Annotated in this window: 15 protein-coding genes; 8 read left to right on the top strand and 7 right to left on the bottom strand. The window is 43.3% G+C overall.

Annotated elements, in window-relative coordinates; translation table 11 throughout:
- Window position 1 precedes the first annotated feature (1 nt).
- On the bottom strand, window positions 2-1,783 hold the full coding sequence (gene sppA, locus ACT3ID_RS13275; RefSeq protein WP_491542530.1) for a signal peptide peptidase SppA: 1,782 nt from the start codon (window positions 1,781-1,783) through the stop codon (window positions 2-4).
- Window positions 1,784-2,118: 335 nt separating this feature from the next.
- Here sppA and alr point away from each other — a divergent pair, with 335 nt between their 5' ends.
- The gene (gene alr, locus ACT3ID_RS13280) at window positions 2,119-3,186 is read left to right on the top strand and encodes an alanine racemase (RefSeq protein WP_491542531.1); all 1,068 of its coding nucleotides are present in this window, start codon (window positions 2,119-2,121) and stop codon (window positions 3,184-3,186) included.
- 127 nt (window positions 3,187-3,313) lie between these two features.
- Here the strand turns inward: alr and ACT3ID_RS13285 are convergent, their stop codons facing one another.
- Both ACT3ID_RS13285 and tatC read right to left on the bottom strand, forming a co-directional pair.
- Window positions 3,314-3,883 carry an FKBP-type peptidyl-prolyl cis-trans isomerase gene (locus ACT3ID_RS13285; protein WP_491542532.1) on the bottom strand — a complete coding sequence of 190 codons (570 nt, stop codon included), beginning with the start codon at window positions 3,881-3,883 and terminating at the stop codon, window positions 3,314-3,316.
- Between the two features lie 149 nt (window positions 3,884-4,032).
- On the bottom strand, window positions 4,033-4,872 hold the full coding sequence (gene tatC, locus ACT3ID_RS13290; RefSeq protein ID WP_491542533.1) for a twin-arginine translocase subunit TatC: 840 nt from the start codon (window positions 4,870-4,872) through the stop codon (window positions 4,033-4,035).
- Window positions 4,873-5,028: 156 nt separating this feature from the next.
- Here tatC and tatA point away from each other — a divergent pair, with 156 nt between their 5' ends.
- Window positions 5,029-5,214, top strand: coding sequence for a twin-arginine translocase TatA/TatE family subunit (tatA, locus tag ACT3ID_RS13295; protein WP_491542534.1), 186 nt, complete (start codon window positions 5,029-5,031; stop codon window positions 5,212-5,214).
- 3 nt (window positions 5,215-5,217) lie between these two features.
- Here tatA and glyA read toward each other — a convergent pair whose 3' ends face one another.
- From glyA to ACT3ID_RS13315, 4 genes are all read right to left on the bottom strand, one after another.
- Complete coding sequence (gene glyA / locus ACT3ID_RS13300; RefSeq protein WP_491542535.1) at window positions 5,218-6,516, bottom strand: serine hydroxymethyltransferase; 1,299 nt, start codon at window positions 6,514-6,516, stop codon at window positions 5,218-5,220.
- Between the two features lie 18 nt (window positions 6,517-6,534).
- Window positions 6,535-6,978, bottom strand: coding sequence for a ribose 5-phosphate isomerase B (gene rpiB, locus ACT3ID_RS13305; RefSeq protein ID WP_491542536.1), 444 nt, complete (start codon window positions 6,976-6,978; stop codon window positions 6,535-6,537).
- A 717-nt stretch (window positions 6,979-7,695) separates the two neighbouring features.
- On the bottom strand, window positions 7,696-9,075 hold the full coding sequence (locus ACT3ID_RS13310) for a sigma-54-dependent transcriptional regulator (RefSeq protein WP_491542537.1): 1,380 nt from the start codon (window positions 9,073-9,075) through the stop codon (window positions 7,696-7,698).
- Between the two features lie 12 nt (window positions 9,076-9,087).
- Window positions 9,088-10,671, bottom strand: coding sequence for an ATP-binding protein (locus tag ACT3ID_RS13315; RefSeq protein ID WP_491542538.1), 1,584 nt, complete (start codon window positions 10,669-10,671; stop codon window positions 9,088-9,090).
- 459 nt (window positions 10,672-11,130) lie between these two features.
- Here ACT3ID_RS13315 and ACT3ID_RS13320 point away from each other — a divergent pair, with 459 nt between their 5' ends.
- The 6 genes from ACT3ID_RS13320 to ACT3ID_RS13345 all read left to right on the top strand — a co-directional run.
- Entirely contained in the window at window positions 11,131-13,980 is a 2,850-nt protein-coding gene (locus tag ACT3ID_RS13320) for a TonB-dependent receptor domain-containing protein (protein ID WP_491542539.1), read from the top strand.
- Window positions 13,981-14,040: 60 nt separating this feature from the next.
- Window positions 14,041-15,339: a RagB/SusD family nutrient uptake outer membrane protein gene (locus ACT3ID_RS13325; protein WP_491542540.1), complete on the top strand. Its 1,299-nt coding sequence runs from the start codon at window positions 14,041-14,043 to the stop codon at window positions 15,337-15,339.
- Window positions 15,340-15,559: 220 nt separating this feature from the next.
- Complete coding sequence (locus ACT3ID_RS13330; RefSeq protein WP_491542541.1) at window positions 15,560-18,757, top strand: VPS10 domain-containing protein; 3,198 nt, start codon at window positions 15,560-15,562, stop codon at window positions 18,755-18,757.
- Window positions 18,758-18,856: 99 nt separating this feature from the next.
- Complete coding sequence (gene ggt / locus ACT3ID_RS13335) at window positions 18,857-20,689, top strand: gamma-glutamyltransferase (protein WP_491542542.1); 1,833 nt, start codon at window positions 18,857-18,859, stop codon at window positions 20,687-20,689.
- 67 nt (window positions 20,690-20,756) lie between these two features.
- Window positions 20,757-22,067 carry a M20/M25/M40 family metallo-hydrolase gene (locus ACT3ID_RS13340; protein WP_491542549.1) on the top strand — a complete coding sequence of 437 codons (1,311 nt, stop codon included), beginning with the start codon at window positions 20,757-20,759 and terminating at the stop codon, window positions 22,065-22,067.
- A 292-nt stretch (window positions 22,068-22,359) separates the two neighbouring features.
- The coding region (locus tag ACT3ID_RS13345) for a M14 family metallopeptidase (protein WP_491542543.1) at window positions 22,360-24,269 on the top strand (1,910 nt) is incomplete at its 3' end.

A 24,269-nucleotide genomic window follows, 5' to 3' on the forward strand; every position in this document is an offset into this window, starting at 1 on the left:
ATTATTGAATTTGGATATCGTAAGGGAATAATGTTAATACATCACGATTATTCAGATAGTTCAATTGTCGTTGCACTTTTTCGGTAGTAGAATTTGAAAACCAACTATCGCCGAACCAAGCTTTAGCCTGCATCGAAGCAGAGCCCATTAACATTTCATAAATTGTTTTTGACTTGGGATATCGTTCCACATTATATGTTTCGATATCAGCTTTTTCAGCGGCTATTTGCAGCGCTTTGTCAAGGCCACCCATTTCATCCACTAGCCCTACTTCCTGGGCATCTGCACCTGTCCACACGCGACCTTGTGCATGTTCATTAACATCATTGACATCCATATTTCGTGAGTCGGCTACTTTTTGGATGAAAGTCTGGTAAAAGGTATCGATATATTGCTGAATTGCTTTCTCTTCGGATGGTGTAAACTGGCGTGTAGGCATCAGCCAGTCGGCATGCTCATGGGTTTTTACTTCGTCGAAGGTGATACCTAGTTTTTCATTAAACAACTGTTTACCGCTAAATTTAGTGGCAAAGACTCCAATCGATCCCGTTATCGTATTGGGTTCGGCCACAATTGTGTCGGCGCCCATGGCAATGTAGTATCCGCCAGAAGCTGCTACACCGCCCATCGAAGCAATAACAGGTTTATCGTTCTTTGCTTCCTGAATCATTCGCCAGATTACATCCGAAGTACTGCCAGAACCGCCCGGACTATTAATCCGCAGTACTACTGCTTTCACATTGTCATCGTTGCGGATTTTATCAAGCTGTTCTTCAATAAAGTCGCTGGTAATAACATTCTGATCTTGCAGTTGTGATCCGTCTTCGGGCATAATCGGGCCGTTGGCATAGATGACCGCAATTTTATCCGAAGTAGAAGGGGTACTGACTCCGGCCGAAGACTTGGATACTTTGGCATACCTTGCATTGGAGACTGTTTCCAAAGAACTACTTTCATCCACTCCAATGCGTTGCTTGATATGGTTTTCAAGTTCATCAGCGTAGATAAGCGAGTCAACAAGTCCCGCTTCATAGCCGAAATGCGAAGTCAGGTTTGGTTGACTCAGCAAAGAATTTATTTCGTTGACAGAGAGTCCGGTTTTCCTGCTAACGGCATCTGAGAACGTACTATTAGCTTGCTCGAGGAGCTGACTGATCTGATACTCATTTTCTTCGGATAATTCTTTGCGATAATAGGGTTCTACAGCTCCCTTGTACTTTCCGTGACGGATGACTTCAGGCTCCAGTCCTAGCTTTTCGAACATACCATCAAGAAACATTACCTGACTGAAAAAACCGTCAAACTCAAAAAAGGATTCTGGTGGTGAAAAAACTGAATCAGCTGCTGTTGCAAGATAATAGCCTTTTTCATTATAGCCGAGATCGTTGGTGGTGGCGTAAACAAATTTATCAGAACTGTCGCGGAAAGCGCTGATCAGGCGGTGTGCTTCCTCCAGATTTGCCCATTGTTCTGTTAGGATATCAATCTCGAGCAAGACGCCGCGAATGTTATCATGAGTAATCGCTTTATCCAGATTTTCTTTTAATGTTTGCAGCGACGCCTTATTATTGATTTCCGGATTTAGGAGCTCATCAAATGGATTTGTCGGGGGCTGACTAGGAAGTGAGCCGCTTAACGACACTTTAAGGACAGAGTTACTTCTGATATAGGGTTCCGGCTCTTGGGAAGTACTGACAACAGTAATAAAACCAATAAAGAAAATTAGTATTAAAGCCAGAAAAGTGCCCAGCGTAGCAGCAATTAAAGTTTTAAAAAAATTCATATACACCTAAATTGAGAATTTCAGAATTAAAAATTGGATGGGAAATTGATTACGTAAAATCCGACAGTATGTTATTAAAAGTGTATCTTATAAACAATGGCTAAACAAGTTGCGATAACCATAGGTTCGGTCAATAATGAACTGGCGGGTGGCTGTTATTTGACCAAAGATAAATGAAATACGGGACGGCAAGATTAGCCTAAGACATTTGATTAACGAAATGATATTCCATTCTCCATAATTACCCAACAAGAATTTAAGCACCCAACCGTGTAATACAGCCAATATCATTAGAAGAGAATTAGAAATCGTGGTATAATATTCAGATACAATTTATGATCCAAAAATCTAACGCTACAATAGATATTAATCTCGTACAGCTCCAAAAAAATGTCGAATCCCTGAAAGAGTTTTTAGATAACAAAACTCATGTAATGGCGGTTGTAAAAGCTGATGCTTATGGACATGGGGCTGTAGAAGTGGCTTCTTCGCTGGAATCACAGGTCGATGCTTTTGCTGTCAATGATATTCATGAAGGTATTGAGCTGCGTGAAGCTGGGATTGATAATCCTATTTTAGTGTTTGAGCCACCGCAACAATTATTGGCCTCAAAATACAAGATGCACGATCTCACGGCAACAGTGAGTGCCGAAGAGCATTTTGAGCTACTTCCGCAAGGAACGGTTTACCATCTTAATTTTGATACGGGTATGGGGAGACTCGGTTTTAATGCCTCACAGGTAGAGCGGGTACTAGCTTTAGTTGAAGAAAATAAAGATATGGAGTGTAAAGGAATATATTCCCACTTTGCAACGGCTGATAATCCCGGTTCTGATCAGGTGGAGCGACAGCATGAGCGATTCAAGAAAATTCGCGCTCATTTCCCCGATGATCTTATTGCCCACATCTCAAATACAGGTGGAACGGCTTTTTATAAAGGCACGCAGTATGATATGGTTCGTCTGGGTATCGGCATATATGGATATCCGCCGGGTAAAACTGTTATTAAAGGTATTGACCCCGTGTTGTCATGGAAAACGCATTTAGTGCAAGTAAAACCCATCAAAGCAGGGCAGACGATAAGTTATGGTGCTCGCTGGCAAGCCTCTGAAGATGGATTCATCGGTATTGTTCCGATAGGTTATGACGACGGATTAAAACGCGGTTTGTCGGGTAATCTATCTGTGAGAATAGATTCGAAAGATTATCAGGCTGTGGGGACAATTACGATGAATTACAGCATGATTTTTTTAAGTAAAGATCGATATGTAGCGGGCGAAGAGGTTCAACTGCTACATTCTGGAAGTACGGCCGGAGACTGGGCCCGAAAGATCGATACGATACCCTATGAGATTTTGACCAGTATCAACCCCAGGATACCACGGAAATATCATAAGGAGTGATCTGCAAAGGTGGGAGGAAGCTCTACTCCCGACTGATAACAAATCCCTTAATCCATCAGGAGGTCTGATGGGATTAAATTGTTAAGAGAGTAGTGTATTCCTACAGATCTATTTACTACTGATTCTGTTACTGCCCGATACTTTCTAGCTCAACATCGTAGCGCAGTTCTTTATTACGCAAATCTATATTGATTCCTCTGGGTTGCGGTTGCGAACCATCATAGCCAAGCTCGGGCGGGACAATGATGACTCTTTTTTCACCTTCTTTCATCCCCAATAAGCCACGACGTAAACCCTCAATTTGTGGAGAGGCGTCTGCATTTCTTACAGGTGTGAGATTTCTGATGAGTGCAGGTTGTTTGTTACCGTTTGCATAAGTGCTTCTGAAGATTTCTCCTTCCGAGGTACGTCCTGTGAGATATAGCGTAATTTGATCCCGAGAAACAACTTCACAAAAATGTTCATTCTCTTCTTCATCAACACCAGGACAAATTCCTTCTTCAATTGTATATATTTCAACGCCTCCTTCTTTTGTAAACGAAGTATCAGCTTCAGACAGATCATACGGATCAGGTACAGTAGAGAAATCTAGTTCTCTTGAAGTTCGGGTGGGGCCGTCACCGCAAGATTGTAGGAGTAGAAGGGCTGCAAGTACGAGAGTTAATTGTATTAAGAAGGATTTTGAAGAGAATTTCATTGATGGTTCGTATCGTTGAACTTCGTTGTGATTATCACGGATCTGTTTACGCTACTCAAGATCAGTTACTCAATTTTGCAAACAAGTTCCAAAGTTAATGTATTTAAGATGATCAGGAAAGCTGAATTCATTCTTTTGTTTCATCTGTCTTACTTATCACCAAACGCTTTTGCTAGCTCTTTGTTGCGTTTGCGAACTCCAAGTCTACTAATCCATACAGACAGCTGGAATAACAGAATCAACGGAATAGCTATTAATATTTGGGAAACGGGATCGGGCGGAGTCAAAAATGCTGATATAATAAAACAAGTAATAATTGCGTGACGCCGGTATTGCTTAAGGAACTCGGGAGTGAGTAGTCCGAACTTCGAAAGAAAATAACTCATAACCGGCAGTTGAAAGATTACACCGCAAGAGATCACCCACATCGTTAATGAACTGAAATATTCGTTGATATCAAAGTCGTTATGAATAGCATCGGAGATTTGAAACTGACTGAAAAATTGCAAGGCAAAGGGAACGAGCACGAAATAACCGAATGCAATACCCAGCAAGAAAAAGAAGGTGATAAAGGTTGTGTGTGCAACTGTTTTCCATTTTTCGGATGTTTCCATAGCTGGCTCAACAAAGGCCCACATCTGGTAGAAGAATACTGGTGACCCCAGAATAGCTCCGAAAACAATAATTGTTCCCCAGTAGGTAAAAAACTGTCCGGGAAGCTTTCGACTCTGGATTGTCAGATCAATGGCCTCAATGCCCAGCATCTGATAAACAATGAAATCAGATTTGGTAGGGCCCAGCATCACATCATCAACAAGGAAGTCGCCGATGAAATAAGCAATGACCATCCCAAAAGCCACGCCGCCAAGCCCTTTGATAATACGCCACCGAAGCTCTTCCAGATGATCCAGAAAAGACATGTTGGCTGTACGATCCTCAGACATTTGGGCCTTTGGTGGATCTTCAGTCATAATTTCGCGTTTACCCACAATCGAAATCTGATTTAGCTGGTTAAATTATAATGGAGAATAAAATCCGTATAAAATACAAATTATTTTGTGGAGTTAGTGCTTATATCGACTATTTTTTCGAAAGTTATTGTTAAGATGGTAAGTTGACTTCAAAATAATCTAAAACTCCTGATTATGACATTTGGTGCACCAGAAATATTTATTATTGTAGCAATTTTGATTTTGTTGTTTGGAGCCAAAAAGATACCTGAATTGGCTCGTGGAATAGGTCAGGGCATTAAAGAGTTTAAGAATGCCAGGGACGATTCCGAACCCAAAGAGGTCGAAGACCAATCGAAAGAATCCTCATCAAAATCGTAGTTGCTATGCAGTTACGAAGTCATAAAGTGGAAATTCTTCGCACAGGTTTTCTACTTCATGTTTGACGGCTTCAATTTCAGACTCATCTTCGGGGGCTTGCAGGACCCGATCTATAAGTTTGGCAATATACTTAAATTCATCAGTACCGAACCCCCGGGTAGTCATGGCCGGTGATCCGATACGGATACCGGAGGTTACAAACGGGCTTTCGTTGTCAAAGGGGACCATATTTTTATTTAAGGTAATATTGGCTTTTTCGAGTGCTCCCTCAGCTTTTTTCCCGGTTAGATTTTTATTTCTCAAATCGATGAGAATCAGGTGATTATCGGTGCCGCCGCTCACAAGATCGTAATCTCTTCTCAAAAACTCTTCACCCATCGCTTTGGCATTTTTCTGTACCTGTTTTTGATAGTCTGCAAAGTCATCTTGCAAGGCTTCTTTAAATGATACAGCTTTTGATGCAATCACATGCATCAAGGGGCCGCCCTGGGTTCCGGGAAATACCCCTGAATCAAGTACTTCGCTCCACTGTTTTGTGCGTCCGGATTTTCGAGCTTCAACACCAAGCGTGTTTTTACCATCTTTGCCGAGCAGGATCATTCCGCCACGCGGCCCCCGCAGCGTTTTGTGTGTTGTTGTAGTAACAACATGACAGTGGGGAAGAGGATCATTTAGTAAGTCCGCAGCAATAAGTCCCGCGGTATGTGCCATATCCATCCATAAGTAGGCGTCTACTTCATCTGCAATTTCGCGGAAAGCTGTATAGTCTAAATCCCGAGGATAGGCCGATGCGCCAATTGAGATCAGCTTGGGCTGTACTTCTTTCGCTTTTTTTCGAACCTCATCAAGGTCGATACGCCCAGTTTCTTTATCCACCCCATAGAATTCGGATTCGTAGAGAATCCCTGAAAAATTAACCGGCGATCCGTGCGTCAGATGTCCGCCATGGGAAAGATCAAGTCCCAGCAGTGTTTCGCCGGGTTCCATAAAAGTTAGATAGACAGCGGCATTGGCCTGGGCACCAGAATGTGGCTGTACATTTACCCATTCGGCTCCGAAAAGTTCTTTGGCTCGTTCACGGGCCAGCTCCTCTATCTTGTCCACCACTTCACATCCTCCGTAATAACGCTTGCCGGGCAGACCCTCGGCGTACTTATTGGTTGGCGTAGAACCCATGGCTTCAATAACGGCACGGGAAGCAAAGTTTTCCGAGGCGATGAGTTCTAAATTATTGTTCTGACGTTCCTTTTCTTCTTCTAATAGTTCAAATATAGAGGAATCTTGTTCAGAAAGTGATTTCATAAATAGTGGAAGTTGAATTTACTTTTTATCGGTTAGATCGCGAATCTTATTGATACGCCGTTCGTGACGCCCGCCGTCAAAGTTGGTTTCAAGCCATGACCGGACAAACTTTTTCAGCTCTTTGTCGCTTAATTGACGTCCTGGCAAGCACAGGACATTGGCATCATTATGTTCTCGGGACAGACGCGCAGAGTCGTCGTCATAAACAAGGGCGGCGCGAACATTTTTAAACTTATTGGCCGTCATGCACATACCCTGTCCGCTGCCGCAGATCAGAATTCCTTTCTCATGTTCGCCATCGTCAACTTTTTCTGCTACCTGCACCGCATAATCAGCATAATCTACGGAATCATCGGAATGCGTGCCGAAATCGACGGGCATATGACCGAGCTCTTCGAGTATTTTCTTGACCTTTTCTTTGGCCTCGAATCCTGCGTGATCGCTGGCTATTGGAATGATCATGTGATATGGTTTTGATCTATTATTGATTGGACTAAATATCTAGAAAAAAACGATGAGTGAAAAGCGGTAGTCTGTTATAATTATAAAACTATGGTTTTTCAGGTGGATCTGGTGATTAGGTTATTAGGTAATTGGGTGATTTGTCCTTGTCGGATTTTATGCTGAACCAGATAACCAACGTTGACATCTACAATCCTGAGAAGAGTGAGGTACGAACAAAGTCGAAAGATCTCCCGGAAATTATTTACAGTGTGTGAAAGATAACCTTTAGATCCTACGTGGACTTTTTCAGGAAGATACGTTCGACTCCGCTCCGAAAGTTTTCGGAGCTTCGCTCAGCATGACACTGCTTTTTATTTGTTTAAGACTTTTAGCGTATTGCTTCCTCATAAACATCTTTCCACTCCGGATTTACCATGTTAATTAAAGCTCCTTCTTTTTTTAGTCCATCTCTTGATCTATTTTTCTCGTGCAATAGCTTTATTAACATCGTAGTTCAGCGGGAGCAGAGCTCTCTTAAAACTATTTAAAAATGATAAGTTGTGAGAGAGTACTATGGTTGTGAGGATGCTCCGCTCCCGAACATTATAAGGCGCTCCACTCCCCGCTAGACCAATTACGGAAGATTGAATTATTAACTGATGAGTTACATAATCGGAATTTGTTGATAAGCCGAGTCGGCTCCAGTCTGTGCAGATATGAAGAGTATCCTGAATATCAGGATGGATCTTTCTCGAGATCGTATTGATCAATCTTAGAATAAAGAAGGCGACGATTTATTCCCAAGAGCTCAGCGGCTTTTGATTTATTCCAATTTGTGCGATGAAGTCCTTTGAGTATTAAATCTTTTTCTACAGACTGCACAATTTTTTGCATTGGAATATTGCCTTCTTCCGTATGGGATTCATAGATATTAGAGAGATCAGTTTTTAAAGATATAGAAAGATCTTGTTTTTGGAGGACATCTCCCTTCATTAGTACAGTAGCGCGTTCCACGGTGTTTTCAAGTTCACGGACATTTCCGGGCCAATGGTAAGATTTAAGATACTCCAATGCTTCTTTGGAAACGATAATTTCTCTATTCGGTGAATATTTTTTCAAAAAGTATTTAACAAGCGGTTCAATATCATCCAAGCGTTCACGCAAGGGGGGTAATAATATGTTAAGCACATTCAGCCGATAATAGAGATCTTCCCGGAAGTTGCCGTTTTTGACCTCTTGTTTTAAATTTTTGTTGGTAGCTGCGATCACGCGTGCATCTGTCTTAATCGTCTTTTGGCCACCAACACGTTCAAAAGTAAAGTTCTGTAGAACCCGAAGGAGTTTGATTTGTGTTGCGGAGGAAAGAGCATTGACTTCATCAAGAAAAATGGTACCACCATTGGCGAGCTCAAAACGCCCCAAACGTTGTTGATGAGCCCCGGTAAAAGCACCCTCTTCATGGCCAAAAAGCTCACTTTCAAGTAGGGAATCTGGCAGTGCACCGCAATTAACTTTAATAAATGGTTCATTGGATCTTTTGGAATGACGGTGGATCGCATCTGCGATCACTTCTTTGCCCGTACCGCTTTCTCCCTCCAACAGAACGGTAGTATCTTTGGGGGCGACTTTACCAATCATCTTCAGGATTTCCTGCATTTTCTTGCTGGTACCGACGATATGTTGTTCAATGTCAGGCCAATCCGATTGTTTAATACAAGATGATTTGTTTTTGATACTTTTTGTTTTCTGGCGTTGTTCAATTGCTGAATTTACTGCAGATAAAAAGTCATCTATATCAAAAGGCTTTTCAATATAGTCGAAAGCCCCGGTTTTCATGGCCTCTATGGGTTTTTCATTTGTTCCAAACGCCGTAAACACAATAACGGGTATTTGCGAAGCTTCCTTTTTAATCGTTTTTAATGCTTGTAAGCCCGATAGCTCTGGCATCTTAATATCCATTAAAACTACCAAAGGATTATGTTCTAAAGCCAACTGAATGGCTTCAGATCCATTTGAGGCCTGCAGGATAGAGTATCCTTCATCCTCAAGTAACTCAATTATATTGAGCCGCATTGAGGGTTCGTCGTCAGCTACGAGAATGTGATTAGAATCCATTATTTATTTATATCAGGATATGGGTAAGGTGATAACACAAGCCGTGCCCAGAGATTTTTGAATACTCTTAATATTTGTGTTTTGATCCCAAAAATCTACAACAGAATTGTTTTCCTTTGGTTTTTCAAAATGAATAGAACCATTATGGGCTTTTATGATCTCATTACATATTGAAAGACCTAAACCCGAACCATTATTTTTTGTTGAGAAAAATGGATCGAAAATTTTAGGCTTAATTTTATCCGACATACCAGAACCAAAATCTCTTATTCGGATTTTAGCCAGTTTCTGATCTTCTAAAAAGTTAGTAGAGACTATTATTTGACATGTCTCCGGTGAGGCTTCCACGGCATTTTTCAAAATATTTGTAAATACCTGTTGAATCGACTCCTGGTCTACATAGACTAGTGGAAGACTAGTATCCCAATTTTTTTGGAAGGATATGTTATGTGTTGAGTAAGCTTCTCGTATCCATTCAAACTTTTTTTCCAGCAATTTATGAATATCAGTTGCCTGCTGTTCATTATGGAGTGGTTTCGAAAATAAAAGTAGTCGTTTTATTAACTTTGAAACTCTATCAATTTCATTGTGGACAATTTTCAACGATTCATCAGTGATGGAATCAGAATTTGAATTCGATTTCCTAAGCTTCCTTTCCCAAATTTGAATACGCGTTTTAATAATGGAGATGGGAGTATTTATTTCATGAGCAGTACCGGCAATTAAATTACCGAGGGTTGCCATTTTTTCTTTTTGAAATAGTTCCCGTTCTAATTTTTCCCTTTTTACTTGCTCTTTTTGTTGTGCATCGGTCATCTCATTAATAGCCTTGCTTATTACGCCAAAAGCTCCGCGGTATTCTTTTAGCCGGTGTGAAGGATCATTCTTCATCTTTGAAAGTCCTTCTTTAATTTCCCGTATCCTTTTTCGAAGCGTCCAAACAATCAGTACAGAAATAAAAAGTACAAGTAAAATGCCTCCTATAGTCAAAAAGAATGTACCACTTTGAATATTTTGAGAAGTTGCCAGTTTCCGTTCTATGTGAATTCTTGCCCAGGCAGCTCCTATAAGTTCGCCATTAACATATATCGGCTGAGTAGATAGAGGAAAAATGGCAGGGTCAAATTTATGAAGTTCTGTTAGCAGAGTATCTTTTTGGATTGTTGATCTTGCCTGCTCTCGTATAATATTATACGATCGTGGAGGTGGACCAAAAGCAGGTTTCGGATCTTCTATTGTTGGAAAGCTGTAGCCGATAAATTCATCAAGATCATAAAAATAAAACCCTCCCTCCAGCCGATGAAAATTACGAAGTACTTCCTTAACATCTATCGACAATAGCGAATCTGCTAGCCGCTCATCACGTTTTGTGATTTTATTTTTTCCTTCCAGATATTTTTTCCAAATTGGGCCGATATCTTTTTCACTCCTGGTAATAAGTTTTTTAACGGCCGTTTGGGTAATGTTTTTATTGTCTTCTATAATTTCATCTGCAGACTTTAAAACTCCTCTGTAGAGGTAAAAAGATATAGTCAGGACAAACAAAATGATGAATATGGATAAGAAAAGGAGCTTTTTATTGTCAAAAAATCTCATAAGCCATATTGTGCAAGGGAGAAAATGATTTTTAGTGAATTACTAAAAATGCATAAACAATGCCATAAATTTAATGATCCACTTCTGATTTATTATAAGTAGTTATATCCTAAACAAAACTGTGCTAATCTCTACCAGGTGTGTGATATATCCGCACATCTGAGACGTCTTCCACCCGTCTTTAGATTTATTAAGAATCTATAATAAATATGGCACAGTTGTTGTAAAAATACTAGGTGTATCTTGGAGCGGCTTTGGAAGGACAAGATAAAGTAGGATCAGCAATCTAAATTTTTCTTATTCCAAATTCTTAAAAATTCCTCCAAGTCTCTTTTTTCTTTAGACATCCTGAAAATAACAGCTGATCTCCTTTTGGAGAGAAGAGTTATAAGATCAGGGATGGAAATATATGGGATAAGCTAAATGCTTTCTAATTAATAATAGCAAAGGTGGATGGTTATGAATAAAATGTTACATACAATACTCCTTGGAATGTCTATGGTGCTCTTTGGTACCATGACTGCTCTGGGGCAGGGAATAGTAGAAGGAACGGTAGCAGAAAAAGGTTCGGGAGAACCGCTGCCCGGTGTAAATGTAATTGTACAGGGAACAAATTTTGGAGCATCAACGAATGCGGATGGTGACTTTGTAATTAGAAATGTACCGGCGGGTAGCCAAGTAATTGAAGCCCGTTTTATTGGGTATCAAGTTGTAAGAAAAAATGTGGACGTTGTTTCTGGAGAAGCAGTGACAGTAAATCTACAGCTTGGGACAACCTCTTTGGAGATGGATGAGGTCGTAGTGACTGGTACAGGAGGACAAACCCGGCGAAAGGAACTTGGAAATAGCCTTGAACAGGTAGGAAGTAAAGAAATTGAGTCAGCTACCGTGTCCGATTTTGGAGATGTATTGCAAGGGCGTACGGCAGGTGCTACTATTATGGATAATTCCGGCCAGGTAGGTGCGGCAAGTACAATCCGGCTTCGTGGCGGAAACTCCTTTTCTCAGGGAAATCAGCCACTCATATATATCGATGGAGTGCGTGTTGCCAGTGGAGCTTTTAGAAGTGATCCCGAAGTAAATCAGGCGGCTGCACCGTTTGATGATCTCAATCCGAATGACATTGCTAGAGTGGAAATTATTAAAGGTGCTGCTGCTACGACTATTTATGGAACAGAAGCTTCCGGCGGTGTTATCCAGATTTTCACCAAGCAGGGTGCCGAAGGAGATGCACGTTGGGATGTATCTGTATCACAAGGATTTAACAATATGCCTAAGTTGGGACCCGATGAGGACCCTACAGGATTAGGACTATGGGATTGTGAAGGTATTGACCCTGGATGCCCTGAGAGTGGCAGCTATCACAAGAATGGTCATCTTCAGCGATACGATCTATCCGTGAGAGGCGGAGGGGAGGATCTTTCCTATTATGTTTCTGGTAAACTGGCCTCTGAAGATGGCGTATTCGGTCCCCAGGGAAGTGATAATTACGGAATGCGTGCCAATTTTGGATTTCGTCCAACAAGCAGTCTTAATATTAAATTTAATACCAGCTATACCTATAAAAAGACCCGGTGGACTCCTGATGGAAATAATGCTGAAGGATTTTTACTGAATACACTTAGAGGTGATGCCGGGTATACACCGGATAACAATAACAGCCTCGTGTTTAATATGGACTTGCTTACTCGTTCCAATCACTTTACTTCGGGTGTGACTACCAACTGGACGCCCACGGAAAATATGCTGCACAAAGTTACTGTAGGTATAGACTATAGTGAACAGGATTATACAGAGGAGCGACCATTCGGGTTTTTCTATGATCCAAAGGGTGATCGTGAGGCTGATTACTATAAAATGGTTAACCGGACGCTGGATTATACAGGGTCCTATGAAATTGATCTTAATGATATATTCTCTTCCAGTACTTCTTGGGGGACTCAAATGTATGATAAGAGCGTTATAGCTCTTAACGCTTTTGGCGAAGAATTTGGAGGCCCCGGTGATAAGCTGGTTGATTCAGGAGCCAGGACAGAGGCTTTTGAGAATCGGATCAGCACTGTTAGTGGTGGATTTTTTGCCCAGCAGAAAATCGGATATAATGACCGTTTATTTATAACAGGGGGTCTGCGCGTTGACGGACACAGTACGTTTGGCGATGACTTCGGATTGGCGATGTATCCGAAGATTTCGGGTTCATTTATTCCTTCTGATTATGATTTTTGGCCTAAATTTTGGAATACGATGAAACTTCGGGCCGCCTATGGTGAATCAGGTAGAGCTCCCGATGCTTTTGCAGCACTCCGTACCTGGAGTTCTGTTTCAGGAGACGAAGGAGAGCCGGCTGTGACGCCTCAAAATTTAGGTAATCCGGATTTGGGGCCTGAAAGAACGGGAGAATTTGAGGCTGGATTTGAAAGTTCTTTTATCGATGATCGATTCTTCGCCGAGTTTACCTATTACCGTCAACTTACCAAAGATGCTCTCGTACCGGTACAACCTGCGCCCTCAACAGGATTTGTTAACTCGCAGCTTGAAAACGTTGGAAAGCTTGAAAGTAAGGGCATTGAAGCTAAATTAGATGTTGAAGTTGTTCGGGGTGGTCCGGTTCAATGGTCATTAGGTGGGCAATATTCCACAAATAAAAGCGAGGCTTTAGATCTTGGAGATGTCGACAGAATTTATGTTAGTTGGCGACAAGAACTTCGTACTGGTTATTCAGTACCCAGTTACTTTCACGATCGTGTAACTAATCCCGATGCCGTGGGTGAGGCACCTGAATTCGAAGACCAATACATTGGCCCTTCTTATCCTACCCATACTTATGGCATAAATACTAGTATATCGTTCAAAGACCGGCTTACAGTCGATATCTTGGGAGAAGGTCAGGGCGGCCACGTATTATCTTCGGGTACAGCTTATCAGAATGTACGCAGAGGAGCATGGCCAACATGTACAGATATTCAGGATCAGATTGATGCAGGCAATACTTCGAACCTGACGGCCGAAGAACGGGCTTTATGCCATCCCAGTGAAACGACGTATGGCATGTGGACAAAGGCTGCCGACTTTTTCAAGATTCGTTCTGCCTCTGTTTCTTATCGTTTACCTGACAGTTGGTTGCCAGGAAGTATCAGGAATGCCACTCTGAAAGCTCAAGGCAAGAATCTGTGGACATTTACAGATTATCCTGGTTTGGATCCGGAAGCTTTTGAAGATGGTGCCCGTGACTTTGTGGACTATCGACAGGAATACTACAACATTCCTCCGCTCCGAACCTTCATTATGAAGCTTAATGTAGGATTTTAAATTAGCTGAATTATGAGTCCACATTTTTTTAAAAAAATAACATTGAAGAACTCCAGTATTATGAAACTTCTTAATAGATTTTCGAAAAGTAATAAGACAGGTGTCGTACTTGTATTCTTTGTCGTCACTACGCTGCTAGTATCAGGATGTGATTTTGGGGTAACAAACCCCGGAAGAATTCAGGAAAAGGACCTGAACACAGTTGAAGGGATGGAAACCCTGGTAACAGGAATGTCAGCAGATTTTTCTTACATCTATGATGACCTCGGATTTACCGGGGCTCGTTTGTCTGATGAACTTGCCGCCAGTGGCAGTTATTATTTGACTAGTCAGTTGCGCCACGGAAAAATTGATCCCGAAGATTCCGGCTTTTACTGGGAGGGCGTTCAGCAAGCACGATTCGTTGCAGAAAACGGATTGGAACGTATGCAAGAAGTGCTTGGTGATGATTTTGAGGGTAACCCGCTGACAGCCAGGGCTTATCTTTTTGCAGGCTTTTCCAACCGCATGATTGCGGAAAATTTTAATCGTGATGTTATTGATGGAGGAGAAGCTCAACCGGCAAGCACTACTTTTCAGCGAGCTGTTGGCCATTTTGAAGATGCTCTGCAACAGTCACAGGCCGCCGGTGAAGATGATTTTGTGACCGCCGCACATGGTGGATTGGCACAAGTTCATTTAGGGCTCGGAAACTGGTCAGAAGCAGTTCAAAATGCAGCTGAGGTGCCGACCGACTTTGTTTATGAAGCTAAATACTCGAACAATTCCGGTCGGGAATCCAATGAGTATCGAAATGAAACTCATAATCGTTATGAGGCTTCAGCTTTTAATACGCTGGCTGCATCCCGAAATCCCAATGATCCGAGAGTGCCTATCACCGATTGTTCTGCTACGCCGGAAGATTGTAGTGCAGAAGTTGCTGCAGATGGAGTTACGACAATGCTTCGCCAGGAAAAGCTGCCTGAACTTGGTTCAGACATGGCTGTCGTCAGAGGTACGGAAATGCGACTGATTGAAGCAGAAGCTGCTCTTCTGGATAATGACTTATCGACAGCCATGGATAAGATAAATGAGGTGCGTAACTTTTACGGCTTACAAGATACTTCAGCTTCCGAAATCGGAGAGCTTGGAGGAGAAGACCGCAGTGATGCATGGGATATCCTCGATCAAGAACGGTACCTGACGTTATGGTTGGAAGGTCGCCGACTGCATGACCTGAGGCGTTGGAATCATTACTTTCTGGATAGGGGATCAGTAGTCTATGAAGGCGTAACACGACGTGCTTCTTATCTGCCGATTTCAGACAGCGAATGTGATGCTAACGACAATGTACAGTGTGAAATACCTTACACGGAGTAATAAGTAACTAACAGTCGTTTCGAATATCCGTTGGGCTACTGGTTTGGCCGTCCGGCGGACCCGTATAACCCAACCGCAACTTCAGCCGGTTGAAAAGAAGGTTTTTAAAAGCTTGGTTTTAATAAATACAGCTGTGCATTCAGGCGCAGCTGTATTTTTTTAATTGTCTGCAAAAATTAGTATCTGTTTTAAAAATCCTCATTAGTTAAATTTGCTCTCCATGAATTCTACAAACTTTGTAAGGTATTTTCTGGCTATTAGTTGCATTGGTATATTCATTTTTTCCAATCCTTTTGGGGGTACTTCAACAGTATTGGGACAGGAAACGTCAAAGGTTCCGGAACTTTACCAGAATCTGGAGTTCCGTAATGTTGGTCCTGCTGTTACTGGTGGAAGAATTCACGATGTAGAAGCTCTGGAAAATGATCCATCCACGGTTTATGCGGCAACGGCTTCGGGCGGTATATGGAAGACCATTAACAAGGGTACCACCTGGGAGCCTATTTTTGATGACAAACCGGTGAGTACTTTTGGTGATCTGGATATCGCACCCTCAAATTCTGACATTATCTGGGCCGGTACAGGTGAACAGAATAACCGCCAAAGTACTTCATGGGGGAATGGAGTATATCGATCCACGGATGCCGGGGAAAGCTGGACCCACCTGGGGTTAGAAGCAACACGACATATCGGTCGCGTTAAAGTTCATCCTGAGAATCCGGATATAGCATATGTGGCAGCACTGGGCAATTTATGGAAAGGAACGGAAGAACGAGGGGTATATAAAACGACCGATGGCGGTGAAAGCTGGGAAAAGGTTTTATATATCGATGATCACACCGGGGTTGTAGACTTGGTTATGGATCCTGAGGATCCCAATACATTATATGCCGCAGCTTACCAGCGCTTGCGACGCACGTGGGGATTTAACGGCGGAGGTCCCGGCAGTGGTATCTATAAAACCACTGATGGTGGTGAGAACTGGAATGAGCTGACAGAGGGTATACCTTCGGATGACAAGGGGCGTATTGGTCTTAGTATTGCAGAAACTGATCCGAATAGATTATATGCAACTATAGAACACGCTGATTCATCAGGAACCTATCGGACCAAAGATGCCGGAAAAACGTGGGAGCGTGTTAATGAGTTGAATCCGCGTCCCATGTATTACAGTCATATTTTTGTAGATCCGACGGATGCAGAGCGAGTTTATGTATTAGCTACAGAGTTTTATATGAGCGAAAACGGTGGTAAAACTTTCCGCCAGATGCCTACTCGTCCAACTTATGATGTTGGTGTCCACAGCGATCACCACACTCTGTGGATCAATCCGAATAATCCCAAACATTTTTACCTGGCGGGTGATGCCGGCATGCATGAGAGCTGGGATCGGGGCGAAACCTATAACAAAATTAATAACATACCGATAGGACAGTTCTACGCCATCGGGCTGGATATGCGTGATCCCTACTATATCTATGGAGGAATGCAAGATAATCACTCATGGATGGCCGCCAATGCCAACCGACGGTATATGGGTATTATCGATGACGACTGGTCCCAGGTAGGATTTGGCGACGGAATGTATCACCGGCCGGATCCAACCAACTATCGTTATGTATACAGTAATTCGCAGAACGGTGGTATGACTCGTCTGGATCCCGAAACAGGAGATCTGCTGGATCTTCGCCCTTATCCGGAAGATGAAGATGAGGAGTATCGTTTTGACTGGGTAACGCCCATAGAACTTTCACCTCACGATCCGACGACGGTCTATTTTGGTGGAAACCGTCTTTTTATTTCCGAAGATCAGGGAGTCTCATGGAAGCGCACGAAAGATTTGAGCAGAGGAATCAGCCGGGATTCTCTGAGCCTGATGGGAGTGGAAGGAACCGAAGATATGCTGTCAAAGCATGATGGTACTTCTTCTTATGCGGAAATTGTCACAATTTCGGCTTCCCCGGTAGATCCCGATGTGATATGGGTAGGCACTGATGATGGTAATATCCAGGTAACTAAAGATGGTGGTGAAAACTGGACGGAAGTAGCTGAAAATATGGATGGTGTTCGGTATGGAACCTATGTAAGCAGGGTTGAGGCATCTGTGACTGACGATGGAACTGTTTATGCTACGCTCGATGCTCATCGCGACGGGGATTTCGCTCCCTATGTATACAAGAGCACTGATTTTGGTGAATCATGGACAAAGATCACCGATGGATTGCCCAGCACCGGATCGGTGAATGTTATCCGGGAACATCCTGATAATCCCCAGCTTCTTTTCCTGGGAACTGAGCATCATTTGTATATTTCTAATGATGCGGGTAATCAATGGCAGCAATTCGGGGAAAATCTGCCAACGACACTTTATGATGATCTGCAAATTCATCCCCGCGAAGACGATCTTGTTGTTGGTACGCATGGACGCAGCATATGGATTCTTGATGATCTGACCCCGCTGGTTGAGTGGTCGGAGGATATAAGAAATAAAGAAGCTCATCTGTTTTCCATGCAGCCGGCGCAGATAATGCAGTATTGGAAATCGACTTCGTACCGCGGACAGGAAGCATTCTTTGGAGATAATCCACCACAGGGTGCAATAATAAGTTATTATCTGGGTGAAGAGACTGATTCAGTCGATATCGAAATAAGAAATAGTTCCGGTAAGCTTGTTCGAACTCTGAAAGGTGCTGTAGAAGGCGGAGCAATTCATAGGCTTAATTGGGACCTGAGACATGATCCCCCTCCTGTAGAAGAGGATGATGAAGAGGAAGAAGAGAAGCAGGAGGAAGAGGAAGAAAAAGATGAGGAAGAAAAAGATGAAGAAGAGGAGGAAGAAGATGTTATAATGTCGGAAAATATTCTGCCTGAACTTCCCCGATCAACCGATACCAAAGGTCCTTTTGTTTCGCCGGGAGTATACAAGGTGACACTGAAAGCCGGTGATAACTCACATACCCAAACGGTTACTGTAGAAGGGGATCCGGAGATGCCGCTTGATGACAAGCAATGGCATGAGCGGGAGGATTTCCTGTTGAAAGTTGCCGATATGCAGAAAGAGATCTGGGATGCTGCAGAGCAAGCAGCCGAGCTTCAAGAGAAGCTTCATAAACTTCGTGATACACTGGAAAGTAAGGGTGAGGTACCTCAGGATTTAGAAGATCGGGTTGCATCAGTTGATTCACTGGCAGATAAATTAGGCGCCGAATCGCGTTATTCCGGCTTAAGAGATGATATTTACGATTTAGCCGGTGAATTTATTCAGAGTGGTGTCAGCCAGCGTTCGCTGCATCCTCCGACTGGTACTCACCGGCAGCGCAGGCAGCACCTTGCGGCCAAACTCGATGAGTATTTAAGAGATCTGCAAGAAGAGATTCCCGTGGCTAACAAGATTATAGAAAAATATGAGGATGAATAGGATAATTCACTTCACAGATTAATAAATAGATACCGGATTACAGATCCGGTATCTATAACTTGGCTTGAAAAGAAGAAACCATTATTGAACATAGAAATCATGTCATACAGCACGCAAAAAGTATTAGATCAGAATAAGTTTTTCGGTAGTATCACACTACTCTTGTTTATTGCATTTGTTGGATGCCAGCCTCTGGACAATGACCGCTCAACTTATAAATCCGATGGTAGTAAAAGATTAGTAGCTGATGAAGCTATGGTGAGCTCAGCTCATCCATTAGCCAGCAAAGCTGGTTTGCAGATGTTACAGCAAGGTGGTAACGCCGTTGATGCGGCGGTCGCCACTGCCTTTGCGCTTAATGTGGTAGAGCCGAATATGTCGGGGATTGGGGGCGGTGGTAGTATGCTTGTCTGGAATCAAAAAAGTGAGAAAGCAGATTATGTAGATTTCTATACTGCTAAAAAAGCCGAAACCTACAAAGACATAAACTACGATCAATACGAAGAAGATGAGTTTAACTTGTTATCCACTGGCATCCCCGGTACGGTGGACGGTCTGCTGCAGGCGCTGGAGCGCCATGGTACGATGAGTCGCGAAGAGGTTATGAAACCGGCAATAACATATGCTACTGATGGTTTCCCGGTTTATCTGACGCTGGCACAGTTTATTCGTGATAATGAGGAAAAATTAACTCGCTATGAAGGTGCTAAAAAAACATTTTACCCAGAGGGAGAACCGCTTGATGTCGGAGAAATACTAAGGCAACCGGAACTGGCTGCTACCCTTCAATCCATTTCAGATAATGGAGCCTCGGCTTTTTATGAAGGAGAAAATGCTGAAGATATTGTGGAAGTGCTTAATAAAGCCGGTAACCCTGCTACTGTTAAAGATTTTGCAGAATATGAGCCGCAGTGGGATAAAACACCGCTAAGAGATTCCTATAAAGATTACCAGGTGCTTTCTGCTCCTCTTCCGCAAACCGGCGTTTATATCATCCAGGCTCTGAAGATTTTGGAGAGCTTTGACCTTAAACAGATTGGATTACCTACCGAGTCTGCAGAAGCCTTTGATATTATTACATCAACCATGCGGCTTTCAAATGCCGATCGACGAGAATATATCTCTGATCCTAACTGGAAAGACGTGCCCGTCGAGGATTTAATGGCGGAGGAATATATCGAGAAACGTCGCAAGTTGGTTGGTACTGGCAAAGCTGTGGCAGAAATTGAATACGGTAAACCCCAAAAAGATATTTCAAAAAGCAATGCTACAATTAATAGCGGTGGACGAGTAATATCGGGCAAGAATGATCTCCGGAGTAAGGATATAACACAAAAGCTTGCTCTTGTTGAAAAGGAAGCAAAAGAGGAGTCAGAGTTCGGCGGTGAAACCACGCACATCTCGGTCGTTGATCCTGAAGGAAATGCAGTTTCGTTATCCACTACTTTAAGTCATGTATTTGGTTCCGGGGCCTGGGTTAACGGTTTTATCCTGAATAATTCCGGCTTTGATTTTTCCAGTTTGGAAGATGAGGAAGAATGGGAGTCAAGTCATCCTTACAGAATTCGTGCTTCAACCATTTCGCCAACAATAATTCTTGATGAGAATAATGAGGTACGGTTGGTAATCGGGGCCCCGGGTGGTGGAAGAATACCAACTGCTATTCTGCAAAATACACTTTATATCCTTGAATATGGACTTGATCCTTTAGATGCGGTAAATATGCCTAGAATTTTTCCGGATTATGACGATCCGGAAATTGAGATAGAGATAGGATTTGAACCTGAGGTACTTAAAAAGGTCCGTGATATGGATTATTATATTGAGGCTTTATCACAGGGATATGCTCGTTTGTATCTGATTTCAAATGAAAATGGGCAGCTTATCGGGGTTTCTGATCCGCGACACGATGGGGAACCACGTGGCTTTTGACGCAAAAAATGTATTCTTTATAGTTCCATTTGATGGACCAGACATTAATTCCGAAATTCACACCATTATGTATCAAAGAACAGACGCCGTTATCGCAGTATTTCTTTCACTGTTACTTTTCGGATTTTCATTCTCTGTATCCGCTCAGGATAAAGGTGCGCAAATTTCGCAAAAATACAGTGAAGAGGTAAGTGAATTGGCAAATAATCCTTCTATACAAAATGCTTTCGATTATATAGAAGAGATTGATCCGAAGACAACAGAAGAGCTCATCATGCTGACAGAGATTCCCGCTCCACCTTTTAAGGAAGATAAAAGGGCTCGAAAATATGCGGACATGCTTCGGGATGCCGGCGCGGATTCGGTTTGGATAGATGAAGAAGGAAATGTGGTAGCTTTGCGGAAGGGAGCAGAAGGGAAACAGACTGTTGCTCTCGATGCCCATTTGGATACGGTATTTCCCGAAGGGACTGATGTGACGGTAAAGACTAAGGGGGATACACTATACGCCCCGGGAATTGGGGATGACACCCGCGGATTGATGGTGGTGCTCAACGTTTTACGTGCACTGGAACATGAAAACATTCAGACAAAAGACGATCTGCTGTTTATCGGTACTGTTGGTGAAGAAGGGCTTGGGGATTTGCGCGGAGTCAAACATTTGTTTAGTGACAATGGTCCGGGCATCGATTCATGGGTTGCCGTTGATGGCGGTAGTGTCGGACGTATCGTGAATAAAGCTCTTGGATCGCACCGTTACCGGGTGACATACGAAGGTCCGGGCGGCCATTCATGGGGCAGTTTTGGATTGGTGAATCCCGCTCATGCTTTGGGTAAAGCGATGCATTACTTTAGCCAGGAAGCGGATGCTTTTACGCAAGACGGTCCCAGAACCAGTTATAATGTGGGACGGATAGATGGTGGTACATCGGTAAACTCTATTCCCTATGAGGCCTGGATGGAGGTGGATATGCGGTCAATTAGCAATGAGAGACTTGAGCAGATCGATGAAATTTTTCAGGAAACTGTTCAAAAGGCCTTGGATGAGGAGAATGAAATGCGTCGCGAAGGTCCCGAACTAACGGTTGACGTTGAAATGATTGGCGACCGCCCGTCCGGTGAAATTGATCCTGAAACTCCTTTGGTTCAACGGGCAATGTCAACAGCCAAATTTTTTGATTCCGATCCCTCATTGGCCAGAAGTTCCACAGATTCAAATACGCCGATATCCAAGGGGATACCAGCTGTGACGATCGGAAGAGGAGGGGATGGAGCCAACGGACATTCGCTCGATGAGTGGTGGCTCAATAAAGATGGTCATATTGCTATTCAGCGAGCACTTCTGCTCTTGGTAATTGAAGCTGGGCTCCATAAATAATGTTAGGCTTAGCCTAATCTCCCAATATGTTTTTACCGCAGAGGTATCAGAGGATAATTAATCCTCTAGCGAAATCCTCCATGAGACTCTGTGGTTTCTTTGAGCTAATATTCAGTACTTGTTTAAAAAAGTGTTTATGAAAGTGAAACAGGTAGATTAATAAGCCAAAGATTATCACTGGCACTGCTCCCCAGTCCCCCTTCGAAGGGGAATTAAGGGGATGACACTTAACGATAATAGGCGGCTTCGGTGGTTTATCAGCCGTCCCGAACTCTAATTAAACGTGCATACGATGCTTAAACAGATAACCGATATCTATAAAACGGCAATATTCTTTCTAATTCTGATGATGATCGGCACAACAACTTACAGCCAGGTGCCTGCACCTTCGGATGTATATGGTTTCGAAGTTGGTGCAGATTATAAACTTGCTGACTACGATCAAATGCTGGAGTATTACGATCAGTTGGATCAGGCCAGCGACCGGGTCCAAAAAATAACGATCGGAGAGTCGGTGTTGGGGCGCCCCATGATTTTGTTGTTCATTTCCAGTGAAGAAAATATGGGGCAGCTGGAAGAGTATCGCACCATCAGCGAGAAACTGTCCCGTGCCCGCATCAGTGACGAAGAAGCAAAGCAACTTTCCAAAGACGGAAAAGCTATTGTTTGGATCGATGGAGGGATGCACTCCACTGAGCTGGCTCACGGGCAAATGACATCAGAGCTGGCCTACCGAATTGCAACGGAAGAAAGTGACGAAATGAAGAAGATCCGGGATAACGTCATTACGCTGTTGATGCCGGTGATGAATCCCGACGGGTTGGATATCGTGACCAACTGGTATCGCAAGAATCTGGACACTCCTTTTGAGACCACGAGTCCGCCGTGGCTGTATCACCACTACGTAGGGCATGATAACAACCGGGATTGGTTTATGAACAACATGCCCGAAACTTATCATGTGAATGAGGTGCTATATAACGAGTGGTATCCGCAAATTGTCTATAATCACCACCAGACCGCTCCCTCGTGGGCGCGTATTTTCCTACCTCCCTTCTCCGACCCGGTAAATCCCAATATCCATCCGGGTGTAACTACAGGAGTAAACCAAGTCGGAGCTGCCATGGCCCAGCGTTTTGCAGTCAAAGACATGCCGGGTGTAGTCTCTGACAACACATATACTATGTTTTGGAATGGGGGTGGACGTACAACACCATACTACCATAATCAGATCGGGATTCTTACGGAAACGGCCCATGCCACGCCAACGCCGCGATTTTATGAGCCGGACTCTATGCCCGATAAAATTGGTGCCGGCATTCCCACAGATGGAACGGATATATTTTATCCCGATCCCTGGGAAGGAGGAGAGTCGCATTTCCGGGATGCCGTAGACTATATGTTGACGGGATCTATGGCCGTGCTGGATATGGCTGCAGAACGAAAGAGTCAGTTCCTCTACAATATTTACAGCATGGGACGCGATGGTATTGAAGAAGGCAATTCTGGTGATCCTTTTGCTTATGTCATCCCGCCGGAACAGTGGGATGAGGGCGAAGCCGTTGAGCTTGTTAATATCCTTAAGCAGGGCGGAGTTGAAATCCACCGTGCAGAAGACGCATTTACCGCCGGCGACCAACAATATGAGGCCGGTTCCTATGTGGTGAAAGCAGGACAGGCGTTTCGTCCTTTTGTATTGGATATGATGGAGCCGCAGGATTATCCCACCCTCCTCGAATATCCCGGTGGTCCGCCCGATCCTCCTTACGATCTGGCCGGCTGGACACTGCCGATGCAGATGGGCGTGGAAGTCGATCGCATCGATACAGAATTTGATTTTAGCGGAAGCGAGGTTACGGAGCAGATTAATCCAGAACCCGGAGATATTTCCGGCAATGCCGGCTACGGTTATGTTCTTTCGCATAAACCCAATGCCAGTGCCAAGGCGGCGAATCAATTGATGGCAGATGGGCACCAGGTGTATTGGACGAAATCAGCATTTAGCAGCAGCGGAAATGAGCATGAAGCTGGTTCTATCATCATTGAAAATGGTAATAATACCGAATCGGCTGTTGAAAACGCAGCACAGGAGCATGGTTTGGATTTTTACGGCATCGGAGAACAACCGGATGTGGATCTTTACAACGTAGAACGTCCCAAAGTGGGCCTTTATAAATCCTGGGTAGCCAACATGGATGAAGG

The sequence above is a fragment of the Fodinibius sp. GM108 genome, from assembly GCF_058386985.1.